This is a genomic window from Gemmatimonadota bacterium (genome assembly GCA_009692115.1).
In the GTDB taxonomy this organism is placed as follows: Bacteria; Gemmatimonadota; Gemmatimonadetes; order Gemmatimonadales; family GWC2-71-9; genus SHZU01.
Genome location: SHZU01000011.1, coordinates 1 through 15,251, shown reverse-complemented (window position 1 = coordinate 15,251; position 15,251 = coordinate 1). Strand labels below are relative to the sequence as shown.

The window sequence follows — 15,251 nt, the reverse complement described above, 5'->3', positions numbered from 1 at the left end:
ATATTCCGTTGATGCAACCTGCCCTCGCCTCGTTCAAAGACAAGATCGGCCAGCCGATCGGCACGTCACCGTGGTTCCTGATCGACCAAGCCCGGATCGACCTGTTCGCCAAGGCAACCGAAGACCCGGACCCGATGCACGTGGACCCGGCTTGGTGCGCGGCTAAAAGCCCGTTCAAGACCACGATTGCCTTCGGATTCCTGACTACCTCGATGCTGACCTACTTCAGCCATCAAGCGCTCGGCTGGCTCGACCACCTCGGCGCGGACGAAGGCGGTTACGCGCTCAATTACGGCTTCGACCGGCTCCGGCTGGTCGAACCGGTGCCGGTCAACAGCCGAATCCGGGCCCACTTCACCCTGCTTGAATGGACCGAGGCCCGGCCCGGCGAGGTGCGCTGCAAGTATGGGGTGTCGATCGAAATCGAGGGCAAGACCCGCCCCGCGCTGGTGGCCGAATGGCTCGGGATGTGGATCACCGGCGAGGGCCACCGCCGGATCGAAACCAAACACGGCGCCTGACGATGGCCCCGGTCTTTCGCCGCCCGCACCGGCCTCGACCGGAGTCGGAACGGCCGCCCCTGCTCCGCTTGATCAGCGACTACCCCCGCCATTGGGCCGCGGCCCGCCCGGACGACGAAGCCGTCGTGTTCGGCGAGAGCCGGTGGACCTATGGTGACTTGGCCGACCGGGTCGACGCCTGCGCCAAGGCGCTCTTGGCCCACGGCATTCGCCCCGGCGACCGGGTGGCGACCCTCTCGCCACCGCACCCCGACTACTACGTCACGTTCCTGGCGACGGTGTCGATCGGCGCCATCTGGCTCGGATTGAACCCTCGGTACCAGATTCGGGAACTCGAGTACGCGGCCAACGATGCAACGCCCCGCCTGCTGTTTGCCCGAACCTTGATCGGCGACCGGAGCTACCACGAGGAACTCGCCGCGTTGACCGCCCACGCCCCGTCCATCGAGCGGGCGGTGTTGCTCGACGCCCGCGACAGCTATGCGGCGTTCATTGCCGCCGGCCGGCGGATCCCCGACGCGGAACTCGCGGCCGCGCGGGCGGCGGTCGATCCCCGGGCGCCTGCTGTCATTGTGTACACCAGCGGCACGACCGGCCAGCCGAAGGGCGCGATGATCCACCAGGCCGGGCTGATCAAGGTGGCCCGGGTCCAGTATGCCATTTGGCCGATCGACCCGGGCCGCGCGCTGAATAATCTGCCGATCAACCACATCGGATGCATCGGAGACATCACCTGCGACACCCTGGTACCCGGCGGCACGCTGGTATTCCAGGAACAGTTCGATCCGGGCGCCATGCTCGACGCGGTCGCGCGCGAGCGGCTGACCCTGTTCGGCCACGTGCCGACCGCCCTCCAGCTGGTCGTGTCCCATCCGGCGTTCGACGCCACCGATTTCTCATCGGTTCAGCTGATCATCTGGGAAGGGGCCGCGGCTCCCGTTGAGTTGATCGAACGCCTACGGGCCAAATGCGGCGAACTGGCCAACGCCTACGGCATGACGGAAACCGTCGGCTCGGTGACCTTCACGTTCGACGCCGATTCGACCGACGTCCTGGCCAACTCGGTCGGCTGGCCGGTGCCGGACTACGACATCCGGATCGCGGGGCCCGACGGCACGCCGGTGGCAACCGGCGAACCCGGTGAAGTTCAGGTCCACGGCGATTTCGTCACGTTAGGCTACTGGAACCGCCCCGAGGCCACCGCCGAGTTGTTCACGCCCGACGGTTGGATCCGGACCGGCGATCTGGCCGAGGAGCGCCCCGACGGCGCCTACCGCCTGATCGGGCGCCTCAAGGAGATGTTCAAGTCGGGCGGTTACAACGTCTATCCAAGGGAAATCGAGCAGGTCCTCGAGTCCCACCCGGATGTGGCCATGGCCGCCGTCATCGGCGTCCCCGACCCCCTGTACCAGGAAGTCGGCCACGCCTTCATCCTCCCCCATGCCGAGCGCCAAGCGCCGAGTGCCGAGTCCCTGGCCACTCATTGCCGGTCGTTGCTGGCGAACTACAAGGTCCCCAAACGGTTCACCGTCACCTCCGAGTTCCCGATGCTGCCGATCGGCAAGGTCGACAAGCAGGCCCTCAAACGGATGGCGAGGTACCGATGAACCGCCCGATCCGTTTGGCGTTTCTCGCGCTGCTGCTAGCGAGCGCGGCTCCGGCCCAACCGAACGGCAAGATCGATCTCGCCAAGATGCGGCCTACCGGTTTGCTGGTCGACGCCTATAGCTACATGTCGCCGCCGCATAACGCCTACTACTTCCACCACATCGACCAGCTTGGCTTCCGGATCGACCGGGTCCGGCGCTCCGGGCCGGCGGCCCCGTTGGCAACCGGCCCGGCCTACGCGATGCCGGATCTCGAAGGGTACTTCGCCAGGAATCAGGTCACCGGCTTTCTGGTGCTCCGCCGCGATACCGTGCTCCTCGAGCGCTATCTCCACGGCGCGGACCGGCGGGCCGAGGACTTCTCCTTTCAGATGACAACGCTCCTCCATCGGTTCCCTGAGGATCACGCCGGCTTCGACGCCCGGCTTCAACTGGCCCGGCTTCACACCTTGACCCGGTCCCGGGCGGCCTCGACGGTACTGGCCGAGGAGTACAACGGCCTTTGACCGACGAGACCCGGCGGTTCGCGGGCCTGGGATCGGCCCTCGCGGCGATCGCGGCCGGCGCGGTCGTCATGCTGTTGCCTCGTCCCGACGCCCTGCCGCCCGAGGCGCATCGGCTCGGCGCGCTGTTCGTGATTTGCCTGGTACTCTGGGCCACCGAGGCGATGCCGCTCGCCGCTACGTCGCTGTTGGCCCTGGCCCTCCAGCCGATCTTCAGCGTCGCGCCGCTTTCGGTCGCGCTGACGACCTTCATCAGTCCGGTCTTCTTCTTCGTCGTCGCCATGTTCTGCCTGGCCCACGCCTTCACCAGTTCCGGCTTGAGCCGCCGGTTCGCCCTGGCGCTCCTGGCGCGGGCGGGAACCGATCCCCGGCGAGTGCTGTTTGCGATCATGGCCGGGACCGCGATCAGTTCCACGGTCATTTCGGATGTGCCCTGCACCGCCATCTTCATGGCCATCGCGCTCCCGCTCCTGGATAAGCTCGGCCTCGAACGCGGCCAGTCCAATTTCGCCAAGGCCGTCATGATGGGGATTCCGATCGCCGCCTTCATCGGCGGCGTCGGCACCCCGGCCGGAAGCGCCATCAATGTGCTCGGCCTCAACTTCCTGGAGGAGTACGGGAAGGTCCGGGTCTCGTTCTTGGCGTGGATGGCCATCGGCGTGCCGATGGTGCTGGTGCTGATCCCGATTGCCTGGTGGTCGTTGCTCCGGTTCTTTCCGCCTGAACTCCCGGCCATCGGCGAAGCCGGCGACGTCGGCCGGGAACGGGAAGCCCTCGGCCCGATGCGGCCGGTGGAGATCAAGGTGCTGGCTGTGTTCGGCACCATGTTCACTTTTTGGATCTTGAGCACCTGGGTCCGGGCGTTCGACGTGGCCTTGGTGTCGATCCTGGGCGCGGTGGCCCTCTTCCTTCCCGGCATGAAGATCTTCACGTGGAAGGAGGTCGAACGGGCCACCGGATGGGACGTGCTGCTGGTGATCGGGGCCGTGAGTTCGCTCGGCGCCGCGTCGGTCAAGACGGGACTTGCCAAGGCGGTGGTGGATCTTTCGTTAGGCGGGATTGGCGGGGGGTCGGTCTTCGGCATCGTGGCGGTCATTGCGGCCTTTACGGTGGTCATCCACCTGGTCCTCACCATCGGGCCGGTCATTGTGGCGGTGCTGGTCCCGCCGATCGTGCTGCTCGCCACCGCTACCGGTCATAATCCGGCGCTCTTTGCGCTACCCGTCGTGTTCACGGCGTCGTGTGCGTTCCTGCTTCCGCTCGACGCCGTACTTCTGGTGACCTACTCCAAGGGGTACTACCGGATGCTTGATTTGTTCCGACCCGGCCTCATCATCAGCGTGGCCTGGATTTTTCTTATGGCCACACTGATGACACTCCTCGGCCCGTGGCTCGGCTTCTTCTAGCGGTTTTGCCCAGTTAGGGAAGGGGCTTTCCAGGCGGGAGGGTCTCGTTCCACTTGAGAGCATTGTATTTCTTGAGAATGGCGATCGTCGGCTCAAGCGGCAAAGCCTCGTAGGTGCCCCGAAATCCCTTGACCGTGGTGGCCTTGAACATCGCGTTGTAGACGGCCTCTTCAGTGGCCTCAACCGCCGCCAAGAATACCGGAGACGCGGCGTCGTTCGAAATCCCGGCCGAGGGCTCGCGAGCCGGCTGATCGATCCGGCGGCGAACCGACGCGGCGGTCGAGAACGCGATGACGTAATCGCCGGAGCCGTTATACATCGGCGATCCGGTCCGGATCATCGCGCCGACCGCCCGTTTGGCCAGCCGCTCGAGGTTCCGGGCGTCGAGCGGCGCGTCGGTCGCGATCACCATCATGCAACTGCCGCCCTCCCCCACGCCGTCACCCGGCTTCGGCTGATCGGTGCCCTCGAGCTGCCGGCGAAAGATGTACTGGCCGAGTTCGCGGCCCACCGGGGCGCCATTGATCGTCAGGATGCCGCCGTAGTTGGTCTGGACCAGCGCGCCGACCGTGTAGCCCCCCAGGCTCGCCGGGAGTTGGCGCGAACTGGTGCCGATCCCGCCTTTCCAGGCAAACGCCCCGGTCCCCGCCCCCGCCCCGACCGAGCCTTCACTCACCGGACCACCCGTGGCCGTTTCCAACGCTTGGACCACATGCTCCGGCTTGATGGGGCGGAGCCGGATGTTGTTGAGCGTGGCGTCGTTGGTTTCGCCGACGACCGGATTGATCGAGAAGACCCCTTCCATGCCGAGCTGGCGGAGAAGCCAATCCACCATGGCATCGGCGGCGCGCCAGACGCAGAGCGTGCAGGTCAGCAGGATCGGGGTTTCGAGCTCGCCTAACTCCCGCACCTGACTCAACCCCATCAACTTCCCGAAACCATTGCCGACGTAGATCGCGGCCGGGACCCGGTCCATGAACACATTGCCCGAGTGAGGCTTGATCACCGTCACGCCGGTATGAATCGAGTCGCCCTCGGCTACCGTGACCTGGCCGACGAGGACCCCGGCGACATCCGTGATGGCATTCAAGGGCCCGGGCTGGAGCACCCCGATCACCAACCCCGCCTCCCGGGCCCGAGGCCGGTTCGGAGCCGTCTGAGCGGAAACGACTGACACCGAGAGCACGAGCAACCCGAGCGCCGCACGAGGAGACATTGGAGGGCCTTGGCCTAGGATTTAGCGGCGAGGGGCGGAGTGCCGCCTCGATACGCGCCTAACACGGCGGCTAGCGCCCGCCGCCCGTCGGCGCCGGTCACTTCGGGGGGAGTGTCGTGCCGGATGCTCGCCGCGAACGATGCCATCTCCGCCGCGAACTGCCCCGGCATCGGCCGGTCCTCGAGCCGGATCTGCTCCACCCCGCGAGCGGTCCACAGCATCAGGTGGTTGGCGTAGTGATAGATCCGGAGCGCCCCGGCCGACCCGTACACCTTGATATGACCCGGATGCGCCTGCCACCCGGCCGGTCGGTTCTCGGCCTCTCCCCGGGCCATTTCATCCCAACTGGGGCCCCAGCTGAACAGCCCTTCGCCCGGTAGGTCGGCCGACCAGGTCGCGTCGTCATAGATCAGATGCCCGACCGCGCCGGACCTGAGTTCCATCGTCAAATACTCGGCCATCGGCGGCTGGCCGGACCGCTGGCCGCGCCCGGTGACCGAGACGATCTCGGTGTCGGCCAGCCACGGAAAGAGGTCAACGAGGTGAATGCCGTGGTCGACCAACCCGTTGCCGGAGCCGCCCGGCCCGCCGGCCGGATAGTGGTGGGGGCCCATGTCCTGATATCCGGCCGGCCCGGTCGAGCCGATCATCGTCTCGGTCAGAAGCCGCACTTCGCCGATCGCGCCGGAGCGGATCAGGGCCCGAGCGGCCATGGCAGCCGGGAGGAACCGGTATGACGCGGCATAGAACAGCTTAACCTTCCGCTCCGCGCAGCGGGCAATCATCCGGTCGGCGTCTTCGAGGGAGAGCGTCAGGGGCTTTTCACAGAGCACGTGAAGCCCGCGATCGGCGGCCGCCTCGACCGCCTCGCGGTGGGTGGACACCGTACTCAACACGGCCACGAGATCAAGCCGTTCCCGCTCGAGCATCTCGCGGTAGTTATTGTAGGCGGTAAAGCCGTACCGGACGGCCATCATGGCCGCCCGGTCAGCGCGGGGATCGGCGCCGGCCACGACCTGAACCTGGTCGAGCCGGCGATACCCTTCGAGGTGGGCGAGGGCGACGTTGCCAAGGCCGATCAGGCCCAGGCGAAGGGGCGACGTCATCCGATCACGTGATCGGGATCATATCGAGAGCCTGGTAGCTCAAATCGAGGGCGGTCACGTCCACGACGACGATTCCGGTAGCGGCCGAACGCTTGCTCATTTTGGTTCACTTGGTGAATGGTAGAGAAACCTACTCGTCAGGAAACGGTCCGCAACCAGCCCTCCACGACTCCCGTTGCGATCACCCTCGGACCGGTATCAGATTACCGGCGTTCCAGTCTGCCGCCCACCACCGAAAGCCACCAATGACCATCCCGTCTTTGGCCCCGTTGTCGCCCGCCCTCCGAGCCGGCCTGCTCGCGATCAGCGTCCTGACCGGAGCCGCCGCCGCGCAGGACCCGGCGGCCCGCCGGGAACGCCAAGTCGATTCGTTGTTTGCCGAGTACACCATGGGCCTGAGCCCCGGGGCCGCGGTGGCCGTGGTCCGCGACGGCCAGGTCCTCTTGAGCCGGGGATATGGTTACGCGAGCCTGGAGCACCGGACCCCGATTACCCCAGCCACGGTCTTCGACGTCGCGTCGGTGTCCAAGCAGTTCGCCGGGCTCGCCGTGGCGATGCTGGCCGATCAAGGGCGAATCCAGCTCAGCGACGACATCCGGAAGTACCTCCCCCAGCTCGCCGATGTCGGGAAGACCATCACGATCGATCACCTGGTCCATCACACCAGCGGCCTCCGTGATTGGCCGGGCACCCTCCGATTGGCGGGCTGGCAGTACGACGACGTCATCTCCTTCAGCCAGATCCTGACGTTTGCCGCCAACCAGCGGACCCTCAACTTCGCGCCCGGGTCGGAGTACATGTATTCCAACACCGGCTTCAATCTCCTGGCGGAAATGGTCGGTCAGGTCACCGGGACCTCGTTTCGGGCCTGGACCACCGAGCAGCTGTTCCGGCCCCTCGGCATGACCAACTCGCACTTTCACGACGATCACCGCGAGGTGGTGCCCAATCGCGCCAACGGGTACGGCCGAACCCCGAACGGGATGGCCGCCATCACCAATAACCTCACCGCCCTGGGCTCGAGTTCGTTGTTCACCACGGTCGAGGACATGGCCCGCTGGGTGATGAATTTCGACGATCCGAAGGTCGGCGGCCCGAAGGCCATGGCGTTGAGCCGCACCAAGGGCGTCCTCACCAACGGCACCACGATTCCCTACGCGTTCGGCATTTCGCACGGCGAGTATCGCGGCCTCCCGACCCTCTCGCACGGGGGCTCGTGGGCCGGGTTCACCACCGCGGTGCTGCATTTTCCCGGACAGCGGTTCAGCGTCGTGGTCCTCGCCAACAGTCCGATCGTTCCGGCCACCCGGTTCGCGAACTTCATCGCCGATTTCTACCTCGGCGCTGAGATGGCCCGGCATCCGACCGCTACCCCAGCGGCCGGGACCCGGGCGGCGACCACCGACCCGGTGGCCTCGGCGCCGCCGGTGGCCGCGACACCCGAGGCGCTCGACCGCTATCCGGGCGTGTATCGATTCGGCCCCGGCCTCTACCTTCGAATCGCCCGCAACGGCGACCGGCTCACCGCCGAGACGATGCCCGGACCGGACTCCCCGATGACGCCGAAGTCGGACACGTCGTTCTGGTTGCCGGGGTATAACTCGGCGGTCGTGTTTCACCCAACGGGTAGTACCGTCACGGCCGAGTTCCGAGGCCTCCGGTCTGCCAAGTACCCCGTGGCAGCGCCACAGCTGCCTCAATTTGCCGGGGACTATTGGAGCGACGAGCTGGCGACCCTCTACCAAGTCGAAGTGAAGGACGACAAGCTAGTCCTCCGCCACCGGCGCCACCCACCCAATTCCCTCACCTGGCTCGCCGGGGACGACTTTGCCGGGGTGCCCGGGTCGATGCGGTCGGTCGAGTTCCTTCGCGACAGCGCCGGGCAAGTCACCGGCTTCTCGGTCTTCATCGACGAACGCAGTCGCGACGTCCGCTTTTCCAAACAACCCAGTCGGAACCAGAAGTAGCTACCGCTCACTCACAATCGCCCAAGGCATTCGATGTTGCGACTCAGCGCCTTTTCGCTCCTGGCCGCCCTTGCCCTGCCCCTCGCGGCCCAACCGGCCGTCACCCCGCAGGCCGTCCTGGTGACCGGCGCGAGCAGCGGCATCGGCCGGAAGATTACCGAACTCTTGGCGAGGCAGGGCCATTTCGTCTACGCGGGGGCCCGGAAGCCGGAGGACCTCGCTGCGCTGAACGCGATCAAGAACGTCCAAGCCGTCAAGCTCGATGTCACGTCGCCGGCCGACATCGCGGCCGCGGTCGAGACGATTCGGAAGGCCGGCCGGGGTCTCTACGGGGTGGTCAACAACGCCGGCGTGGCGGTTGTCGCGCCGCTGATTGAAGTCGAGGAGAAGGACCTGGCGTTCTTGTTCGACGTCAACGTCTATGGTCCCTACCGGATCACCAAAGCCTTCGCGCCGATGCTGATCGCGTCGAAGGGCCGGGTCACCACGATCAGCTCGATTTCCGGGATTCTCTCAGGCCCCCTCTTCGGGCCCTATAGCATGAGCAAGCACGCCATCGAGGCCTACGGCGATGCCTTGGCCGTCGAGATGAGCCGGTTCGGGGTCAAGGTGAGCCTGATCGAGCCGGGTAACTACCGCTCCGACATCGGCCGCAACACCGTCACGCAGATCGAAACCGCGATCGCGCGGAACCCCACCTCGCCCTATCTGGCCGAGATGCAGCGGATGGTGACGGCCATGGCGGGCTATGAGACTGCTGCCGAGCCCGACCTGGTCGCGGAAGCGGCGGCCCACGCCCTTTTCGATCCTGAGCCCAAGATGCGCTATATGGTTGTGCCGGTGGCCCGGCAGGCGGAAGTGACCATCCGGAAGGCCATCGAAGAAGTGGTCCAACTCAATCAACGCCACGCCTTCACGTACGACCGGGATGCCCTGGTGCGGATGCTCGACTCGGCCCTGGTCCGGGTGAAGTAGCCCGCGATCAGCGAGGCGAGCAGCGAAGCCGTTCGTTCGACGCGCTTACGGTCATGAAGGCCTGGCAACCGACCGTCACCGGTTTGGACCGACCTGAGCGGCTCGATGGCCAAGCGGTCTCGGCCTCCTTCAATACGACCTCGGCGAGGGCCGCGCCTCGGGACACCATCGCCGGACCCTGGGGCGACTTAGGGTCGGCGTCGGCATTGACCAAGCCCGCTCGGAGCTCGCGGCGATCGCGCCCGACCTCGCCCGGACGGCCGCCGCGGCCACCGGGTTGTTCCCCGGCGGGTTCGGATAGGTCCGGCTCAAGGACGAGGTCAACGGCGGGGTCCCACAGGAAGCGGAGTCGGTAGGTCCCATCGTCAACGTCCGTGACGGTCAGCCGGTATCGGGCCAACCAGAAATCGACGAGGACGGTGGCTCGAGGCCCTGCGATGGGAGCTCTGGCACTTGGAGATGGCCAGGGGCCGGGTTGAGATTCGCAATCGGATGTTCCTGTTGTGGCTGGCCGCCATCGGGACAGTGTTCGCCCCCTTTCACTAGCCCTAGGCGCTGGGATTGGCCCTGCGGTACATTCCCAGGATGACCGATCCAAAGCCCTATTCGCTCGACGACAAGTACCTCCTCGACGACGGCATCGTCGCCCTGTCCGGAGTTCAGGCCCTCGTCCGTCTCCCGATCGACCAGCACAAGGCCGACCGCCAAGCCGGCCTCAACACCGCCACCCTGATCTCGGGCTACCGGGGCTCCCCGCTCGGCGGGTTCGACTTCCTCCTCCAGGCCGCGAAGCGAATCCTCGAGCAACACCAGGTCCGTTTTCTCCCTGGCGTCAATGAAGACCTGGGGGCAACGGCCATCTTCGGCTCCCAGCTCGCCAACCTGATGCCGTCACCGAAGTACGACGGCGTCCTCGGCATCTGGTACGGCAAAGGACCCGGGGTCGACCGATCCGGTGACGCGTTCAAACACGCGAACCTGACCGGCGTCGGCCGGAACGGGGGGGTCCTGGCCGTCGCCGGCGACGACCCCGCGTCCAAGTCCTCCACGGTCCCGTCGGCGTCGGAGATCGCGCTCTACGACGCCCAGATGCCGGTCCTCTTCCCCGGCGACGTCCAGGAGGTCATCGACTTGGGCAGCGCCGGGTTTGCCCTGTCCCGCTATTCCGGGCTCTGGGTCGGCTTCAAAATGACCACCAACGTGGCCGATGAGTTCGGCACCGCCCGGATCAGGCCCGGTGGGCATCAATGGAAGCGGCCGGAGTTCGAGTTCAACGGCAAGCCGTGGCGGCCGACCCAGTCGCACACCCTGTTTGCCCCGTACAACCTCCAGCTCGAACAGGAACTGATGGAGGGCCGGCTCCAAGCGGCCCGCCGGTTCGGCGCCGCCAACGAGTTGAACCGGGTGACGGTGAATCCGCCTACCGCCTGGCTCGGAATTGCCGCCGCCGGGAAGACCTATCTCGATGTCCGGGAAGCCATGGCCCGGCTCGGCTTGTCCGACGACGACCTGGTCCGGTACGGCGTCCGGCTCTTCAAGATCGGGATGCTCTACCCGATGGAACCGTCCTCGGCAGAGGCCTTTGCCGCGGGGCTCGAGGAAGTCCTGGTCGTTGAGGAAAAGCGCTCGTTCGTCGAGCTGATGCTCCGGGACGTCCTCTATCATCAGACCAACCACCCCCGGATCGTCGGCAAGGTCGACGAGGCGGGCCGGCCCCTGGTGCCGAGCCACGGGGAACTCGATGCCGACCTGATCGCGCCAATCCTGGCCGCCCGACTGGCGCGAAAACTCCCCGCTGAGGTGATGGCGGGCCGGCTCGAGCGGCTCCGGCCGGCGACCGACGCGTCGGTCCAACCGATGGGGCTCGGCGCCCAGCGGCTGTCCTATTTCTGTTCCGGCTGTCCCCACAACCGCTCGACCGTGGTGCCCGAGGGGTCGATTGCCGCGGCCGGAATCGGCTGTCACGGCATGGCGGTGACCATGGAGCGGATCGGGGCCGGGTTTACCCAGATGGGCGCCGAGGGGGCGCAGTGGGTCGGGGCATCGTACTTCAGCAACACGCCGCACATTTTCCAGAACATTGGGGACGGGACGTTGTTCCACTCCGGTTCCCTGGCCATTCGCCAGGCGGTGGCGGCCGGGACCTCGATTACCTACAAGATTCTCTATAACGGTGCCGTCGCCATGACCGGCGGCCAGATGGCCGACGGCGCGATCGCGATTCCCGACCTGACGCGCGAGCTCCAGGCCGAGGGCGTGGGTCGGACGATTGTGTTGACGGACGAAGTCGAGCGGTACCGGGGCATCACCCTGGCGACCGGGGTGGACCTCTGGCCCCGGGAGCGGCTCGACGAGGCCCAGAAGCTCCTCCGCGACATCAAGGGCGTGACCGCGCTGATCTATGATCAGCATTGCGCCGCCGATCTCCGGCGGAAGCGGAAACGGGGCTTGGCGCCCGAGCGGCCGATGCGGGTGTTGATCAACGAGCGGATCTGCGAGGGGTGTGGCGACTGCGGGGCCAAGTCGAACTGTTTGAGCGTGGCGCCGGTCGAGACTGAGTTTGGGCGGAAGACCCAGATCCATCAGTCGTCGTGCAACACCGACTACTCGTGCCTGGACGGCGATTGCCCGGCGTTTGTGACAGTGGTGCCGGCGGCGGGGCCGAAGCCGAAGCGGGCCGGGCATCAGTTCGAGCCGTTGGGTCCGATGTTTCCGGCGGTCCGCGCGGAGCCGCATCGCCCGGTGACCAATCTGTATTTCATGGGCATCGGGGGCACGGGGGTCGTCACCGTCAACCAGGTGCTGGGGACGGCGGCGTTGCTCGAGCACAAAGGGGTTCGGTGTCTCGATCAGACGGGTTTGAGCCAGAAGGGCGGTGCGGTGGTATCGCACCTCAAGATCTTCGACGGCGACGCGTTGGGTTCGAACAAGGTCGGGATCGGCGAGGCGGATGGGTACATCGGGTTCGACGTCCTGACCGCGAGCGACCTCCGGCATCTGATCCGGGCCCGGCCCGACCGGACCGTGGCGATCGTGTCGTCGAGCCATGTGGCGACCGGGCTGATGGTCCGGAACCCGTTGGTCGAGTTCCCGGCCGACTCGGTGCTTCATGCCCGGATCGACGCGGTGACTCGAGCGGGGCAGAACGTGTACTTCGACGCCGAGCGGCTGGCGGAGTTTCTGTTTAGGTCGCACATGATGGCCAACTTCATCGTGGTGGGGGCGGCGTATCAGGCTGGGTTGATTCCGCTCGCGGCGGAGAGTATCGAGAAGGCGCTCGAGCTGAACGGCACCGCGGCGCAGGCCAACATCCAGGCATTTCGGGTTGGACGGCAGGTCGTGGTCGATCCCGCTTGGGCCGACCGACTGGTGACGTCGCGGGCCGCGGCGGCCGAGCCTGCCGCGCCGGTACTCACGCCGGGTATCCGGGCCATGGTCGATGCCACTGGCGCCACTGGCGAGACGAGGCAGTTGCTGGAGATCCGGGTGCCGGATTTGGTGGCGTACCAGAACGAGGCTTACGCCAAGCAGTACGCCGATTTCGTCGCGATGGTGTGGAAGCAGGAGCGGACGATTGGGTCTGGTACTGCGTTGTCGGCGGCGGTGGCGCGGTATCTGTACAAGCTCATGGCGTATAAGGATGAGTATGAGGTGGCGCGGTTGACCCTCGATCCTAAGCTGGATGAGGCGTTGGTCGAGAGCTTCGGGGCCGGGGCGGTGATGAGCTACCGGCTCCATCCGCCGGTGTTGCGGGCGATGGGGATGAAGAAGAAGATTGCGTTGGGGCGGTGGTTCCGGGGGGTGTTCCGGTTGCTGTACGCGGCGCGGGGGCTTCGGGGGACGGCGTTCGATCTGTTCGGCCGGGATAGTATTCGGCGGTTGGAGCGGGAGTTGATCGGCGAGTATCGTGGACTGATCGAGACGGCAGCAGCGGTTTTGTCGGCTTCGAGTTATGAGCAGACGGTCAAGTTGGCTCGAACCCCGGACATGATTCGGGGGTACGAGGACGTCAAGCGGAAGAATGTCGATCGATTCCGGCAGGCGGTCCAGGCGACACTCAATCCGGTCTCCGGAGCCTCGAATCCCGGGCCAGCATCCTTGGTCACCCTTGGCGGGTGATTGGTCTGCCAGGTCAGCGCCACAAAATCATCATGGGACTCCGATTCCGGCGGTCAATCAAGCTGATGCCCGGCGTTCGGCTCAATTTCAGCCTGACCGGCATCAGCGCGTCGATCGGGCCCCCGGGGGGGGCACCGGCCTGAGCTACCGGACGTCGCTGCGCGGCACCCCGTGGTCTCAGGGCCACCCGACTGCCCGGGAGCGGGAACGCCTCGAGACCGCACCGAGATTACTCTCGTCGTTGCGTCCCCAGCAATAGGCCGCATCGGTCGGGAGGAGGCCGCACGAGTGGGTGGCGGCCATGGTGATCTTCGCGGAGGTCGGCGTCGCAACTCCCACGCGGGGCGTGGAGCTGCAGAAGAGGTCCACATAACAGACCTCATCGTCCATCAACGAGCCGATGGCCCCGGGCGCGCCGGTCCCCTCGAAGGCGGGGCCGATCTGCTGCACGTTCTCCAACGAACCGGCCGGGCCCTGCGCGGCGAGCGTGATCCACGGCGACAGGACGGCGACCGCCGCGACGAAGGGAACCGAGCTGCTCAGGGGTGGGTCCCGCGGTGGGGATACTCCGTCGGCGCCGTGATCAGATAGTTGTCCGGGGGCGTCATCTCCATGAGGTGCTGAACGAAGTAGTCCCACCGCCGCCGCCGGTAGTACATGTTAGCCGCCATATAGTGCGACCCATTGGTGGCAATCAACAAATCGTACCCCTTGTTGGCCTTGGTCAGGGCGTCGATCAACGGCAACGTCTGGGCCGGCGGGACGTTGTCGTCCAACTCGCCATAGGCCAGCATCAGCTTGCCCTTGAGATTCTTGGCCAGGGTCCATTTGGCCGGCGCCAAGTAGTTCTCGCCCGGCGGATATCCCTGGTAGGTCTCGCCCCAGACACCGAGGTAGCCCCGAATGTCGTGGTCTCCGCTCGCGGATACCGCAACTTTGTAGAAATCGGGATACGCAAGCAGCGCCCGCACCGAGCCGAAGCCCCCGCCCGAACTTCCATAGATCCCGACCCGGTCGAGGTCGAGCCACGGCCGCGTGGCCGCAATCTGCCGGTAGGCGGCGAGGTGGTCTTCGAGTGCGCCGGCGTTCTCGAGGTGCCCGTAGGCGAAGGTGTGGAACGCCTTCGATCGAAACGGCGTGCCGCGCCCGTCGATCCGGATCCCGATCACCCCAAGCTCGGCGTGCGACTGATCGTCGCTCCCGGCCACGAAGCCCTTGGGCACGTTGGTCCGCTGCGGGCCGGGGTAGCTCTCCTCGATGATCGGATACTTCTTGGTCGAGTCGAAGTTCGACGGCTTGTAGAGAATGCCGTAGATGTCGGTAACGCCGTCGGCAGCCTTGGCCACGAAGGGCTCCGGCCATTTCCAGCCGGTGGCCAAGAGCCGGCTCACGTCGGCCTGTTCGAGCGGAAGCACGATCTTGCCGTCGAGCGAGCGGGCCACCGTCACCGGCGCCACGTCCGGCCGGCTCATCCGGTCGACCCCGCGCCCGCGACCCGACCGCCCCGCCCCGGAGTCCCCCGTGGCCCCGCCGTTCCCCGACCCCGACGGTGGGTCACCCCCGCCCCTAGGCCCGGGCACGGGGGCCTCGTCGCGTGCCCACGGATCCCGACGCCGGGATCGCGTCCCTCAGTCGGCGGGCCCCAGGTGGCCCGCTGACCGCGGGCGCGGTAGATTCGACGGGGTGAAGCAAATCCCTATTCCTCAACCCGAAGGAGAACCGCAGATGTTCCGGACAACCAAAGCAGTAACGCGCCTCTCGCTTATCGCCGCCATGGCAGGCGCGGTATGTCTCGCGAACCCCGGGCCCGCCCATGCCCAGACGAACGATC

The 15,251-nt window shown here is 66.4% G+C and carries 12 protein-coding genes; 8 read left to right on the top strand and 4 right to left on the bottom strand.

The window, feature by feature from the left end:
* Positions 1-11: 11 nt before the first annotated feature.
* From EXR94_12525 to EXR94_12510, 4 genes are read left to right on the top strand one after another with little or no spacing between them, the layout of a single operon-like run.
* The gene (locus EXR94_12525) at positions 12-521 is read left to right on the top strand and encodes a MaoC family dehydratase (GenBank protein MSR03544.1); all 510 of its coding nucleotides are present in this window, start codon (positions 12-14) and stop codon (positions 519-521) included.
* Positions 368-2,128, top strand: coding sequence for a long-chain fatty acid--CoA ligase (locus EXR94_12520; protein MSR03543.1), 1,761 nt, complete (start codon positions 368-370; stop codon positions 2,126-2,128). Before EXR94_12525 ends, EXR94_12520 begins: the two co-directional genes overlap by 154 nt.
* A complete protein-coding gene (locus tag EXR94_12515; GenBank protein MSR03542.1) occupies positions 2,125-2,634 on the top strand; it encodes a hypothetical protein in 510 nt (169 codons plus the stop codon). The genes EXR94_12520 and EXR94_12515 overlap by 4 nt, the downstream gene beginning before the upstream one ends.
* Complete coding sequence (locus tag EXR94_12510; protein ID MSR03541.1) at positions 2,631-4,037, top strand: DASS family sodium-coupled anion symporter; 1,407 nt, start codon at positions 2,631-2,633, stop codon at positions 4,035-4,037. Before EXR94_12515 ends, EXR94_12510 begins: the two co-directional genes overlap by 4 nt.
* Positions 4,038-4,050: 13 nt before the next feature.
* Here the strand turns inward: EXR94_12510 and EXR94_12505 are convergent, their stop codons facing one another.
* Together EXR94_12505 and EXR94_12500 are read right to left on the bottom strand one after the other, a co-directional pair.
* On the bottom strand, positions 4,051-5,253 hold the full coding sequence (locus tag EXR94_12505; GenBank protein MSR03540.1) for a S58 family peptidase: 1,203 nt from the start codon (positions 5,251-5,253) through the stop codon (positions 4,051-4,053).
* 14 nt (positions 5,254-5,267) lie between these two features.
* Positions 5,268-6,359, bottom strand: coding sequence for a Gfo/Idh/MocA family oxidoreductase (locus tag EXR94_12500; GenBank protein ID MSR03539.1), 1,092 nt, complete (start codon positions 6,357-6,359; stop codon positions 5,268-5,270).
* 245 nt (positions 6,360-6,604) lie between these two features.
* Here EXR94_12500 and EXR94_12495 point away from each other — a divergent pair, with 245 nt between their 5' ends.
* The 4 genes from EXR94_12495 (at position 6,605) to EXR94_12480 (ending at position 13,563) form a co-directional block, all read left to right on the top strand.
* Positions 6,605-8,326: a class A beta-lactamase-related serine hydrolase gene (locus tag EXR94_12495; protein MSR03538.1), complete on the top strand. Its 1,722-nt coding sequence runs from the start codon at positions 6,605-6,607 to the stop codon at positions 8,324-8,326.
* A 33-nt stretch (positions 8,327-8,359) separates the two neighbouring features.
* A complete protein-coding gene (locus EXR94_12490; protein ID MSR03537.1) occupies positions 8,360-9,301 on the top strand; it encodes an SDR family NAD(P)-dependent oxidoreductase in 942 nt (313 codons plus the stop codon).
* Positions 9,302-9,886: 585 nt separating this feature from the next.
* Positions 9,887-13,420, top strand: coding sequence for an indolepyruvate ferredoxin oxidoreductase family protein (locus EXR94_12485; protein ID MSR03536.1), 3,534 nt, complete (start codon positions 9,887-9,889; stop codon positions 13,418-13,420).
* Between the two features lie 32 nt (positions 13,421-13,452).
* Complete coding sequence (locus EXR94_12480) at positions 13,453-13,563, top strand: DUF4236 domain-containing protein (GenBank protein ID MSR03535.1); 111 nt, start codon at positions 13,453-13,455, stop codon at positions 13,561-13,563.
* Between the two features lie 34 nt (positions 13,564-13,597).
* Here EXR94_12480 and EXR94_12475 read toward each other — a convergent pair whose 3' ends face one another.
* Together EXR94_12475 and EXR94_12470 are read right to left on the bottom strand one after the other, a co-directional pair.
* Positions 13,598-13,870 carry a hypothetical protein gene (locus tag EXR94_12475; GenBank protein ID MSR03534.1) on the bottom strand — a complete coding sequence of 91 codons (273 nt, stop codon included), beginning with the start codon at positions 13,868-13,870 and terminating at the stop codon, positions 13,598-13,600.
* Between the two features lie 89 nt (positions 13,871-13,959).
* Positions 13,960-14,892 (bottom strand): hypothetical protein, encoded by a 933-nt coding sequence (locus EXR94_12470; GenBank protein MSR03533.1) that lies wholly within the window; start codon positions 14,890-14,892, stop codon positions 13,960-13,962.
* Positions 14,893-15,251 lie beyond the last annotated feature (359 nt).